This window comes from Sphingobacterium sp. B16(2022) (assembly GCF_012030425.1).
Taxonomy (GTDB): Bacteria; Bacteroidota; Bacteroidia; order Sphingobacteriales; family Sphingobacteriaceae; genus Sphingobacterium; species Sphingobacterium anhuiense.
In genome coordinates this window covers 1-2,601 of the sequence record NZ_JAAUVN010000010.1, presented here as the reverse complement: position 1 = coordinate 2,601, position 2,601 = coordinate 1, and the positions used below count along the sequence as shown (strand labels likewise).

Annotated in this window: 1 rRNA gene; it reads right to left on the bottom strand. The window is 50.7% G+C overall.

What is annotated here, in order from left to right:
* Positions 1 to 7: 7 nt before the first annotated feature.
* Positions 8 to 2,601: ribosomal RNA gene (locus tag HCX49_RS25200) — 23S ribosomal RNA — on the bottom strand; the annotation flags it as partial.

Sequence of the window (2,601 nt, the reverse complement as noted above, 5' to 3'; positions counted from 1 at the left end):
TGCGTTGCTTGAGAAAGCTTCGGGTGATTAGTATTGCTCAGCTATGGTATTTCTACCTTTACACCTGCAACCTATCAACGTAGTAGTCTACTACGGCCCTATAAGGAAGTCTCATCTCGTGGCTAGTTTCGCACTTAGATGCTTTCAGCGCTTATCTATTCCCGACGTAGCTACCCAGCCGTACACCTGGCGGCATAACTGGTTTACCAGCGGTCAGTCCATCCCGGTCCTCTCGTACTAAGGACAGATCCACTCAAACTTCCAACGCCCACAACAGATAGGGACCGAACTGTCTCGCGACGTTCTGAACCCAGCTCGCGTGCCACTTTAATGGGCGAACAGCCCAACCCTTGGGACCTTCTCCAGCCCCAGGATGTGACGAGCCGACATCGAGGTGCCAAACCTCCCCGTCGATATGAGCTCTTGGGGGAGATCAGCCTGTTATCCCCAGCGTACCTTTTATCCTTTGAGCGATGGCCCTTCCATACAGAACCACCGGATCACTATGTCCGTCTTTCGACCCTGTTCGACTTGTTGGTCTCACAGTCAAGCAAGCTTATGCCATTGCACTCCTCGTACGGTTACCAAGCGTACTGAGCTTACCTTTGAAAGCCTCCGTTACCTTTTTGGAGGCGACCACCCCAGTCAAACTACCCACCAAACAATGTCCTCGACATGATCGAGTTAGAAACCGAATACAGAAAGGGCGGTATTTCAAGGTTGATTCCATGACTCCTGGCGAAGCCACTTCAACATCTCCCGCCTATCCTACACATCCTGTACCCAATTTCAATGTTAAGCTATAGTGAAGGTGCATGGGGTCTTTCCGTCCCGTTGCGGGTAATCGGCGTCTTCACCGATACCACAATTTCACCGAGCTCATGGCTGAGACAGCGCCCAGATCGTTACACCATTCGTGCAGGTCGGAACTTACCCGACAAGGAATTTCGCTACCTTAGGACCGTTATAGTTACGGCCGCCGTTTACTGGGGCTTCGATTCAATGCTTCTCTTGCGATGACATCCCCTCTTAACCTTCCAGCACCGGGCAGGTGTCAGGCCTTATACTTCATCTTTCGATTTTGCAAAGCCATATGTTTTTGTTAAACAGTCGCCTGGGCCTTTTCACTGCGGCTTCTCCATCGCTGGAGGAAGCGCCCCTTCTCCCGAAGTTACAGGGCCATTTTGCCGAGTTCCTTAGCCATGATTCACTCGAGCACCTTAGGATTCTCTCCTCGACTACCTGTGTCGGTTTACGGTACGGGTTTTTATAACCTGAAGCTTAGCGGGTTTTCTTGGAAGTCTGTTTACCTGCTCTATCAGCGCCGCCGAAGCTTTGCTGTACTATTGGGTTTCAGCAGGGTCGGCGGATTTGCCTACCGTCCCTATACCTACGCCTTTTAACGAACTATTCCGTCAGTCCGCGGCAGTGTCACTACTCCGTCACCACATCGCAGTTATAAAAAGTACTGGAATATTAACCAGTTGTCCATCGGCTTACTCCCTTCGGATGCGCCTTAGGCCCCGACTAACCCTGATCCGATTAGCGTTGATCAGGAAACCTTAGTCTTTCGGTGGGCGGGTTTCTCACCCGCCTTATCGTTACTTATGCCTACATTTGCTTTTCTATCAACTCCACGGCCCATTACCAGACCGCTTCTCCGTAAATAGAATGCTCCCCTACCAGACATACACATAATGCATGAATCCATAGCTTCGGTAATACACTTGATGCCCGTTTATTATCCACGCCCGACCGCTCGACTAGTGAGCTGTTACGCACTCTTTAAATGAATGGCTGCTTCCAAGCCAACATCCTAGCTGTCTGTGCAGTCGGACCTCGTTAGTTCAACTTAGCGTATATTTAGGGACCTTAGCTGATGGTCTGGGTTCTTTCCCTCTCGGCCTTGGACCTTAGCACCCAAAGCCTCACTGCCGGCCATATCTTATAGCATTCGGAGTTCGTCTGGATTTGGTAGGATTTGACTCCCCCGCACCCAATCGGTAGCTCTACCTCTATAAGACTCCATGCCGACGCTGTTCCTAAAAACATTTCGGGGAGTACGAGCTATTTCCCAGTTTGATTAGCCTTTCACCCCTACCCTCAGGTCATCCGGAAACTTTTCAACGTTTATCGGTTCGGTCCTCCATTACATGTTACTGCAACTTCAACCTGCCCAAGGGTAGATCACAAGGTTTCGCGTCTACCTCATCTGACTATGCGCCCTATTAAGACTCGCTTTCGCTTCGGCTGCGTGGCTGAACCACTTAACCTTGCCAGACAAGAGTAACTCGTAGGCTCATTATGCAAAAGGCACGCCGTCACTGCACCTGGCAGCTCCGACCGCTTGTAAGCACACGGTTTCAGGTTCTTTTCACTCCTCTGTTCGAGGTTCTTTTCACCTTTCCCTCACGGTACTAGTTCACTATCGGTCTCTCAGGAGTATTTAGCCTTATCAGATGGTGCTGACAGATTCCCACAGGGCGTCTCCGACCCCGCGGTACTCAGGGTACTGCTAGGCTAGCATTCTATACGTGTACAGGGCTATCACCGTGTATCGCTGGGCTTCCCATCCCATTCCACTTCTGTTTGCTAATGCCA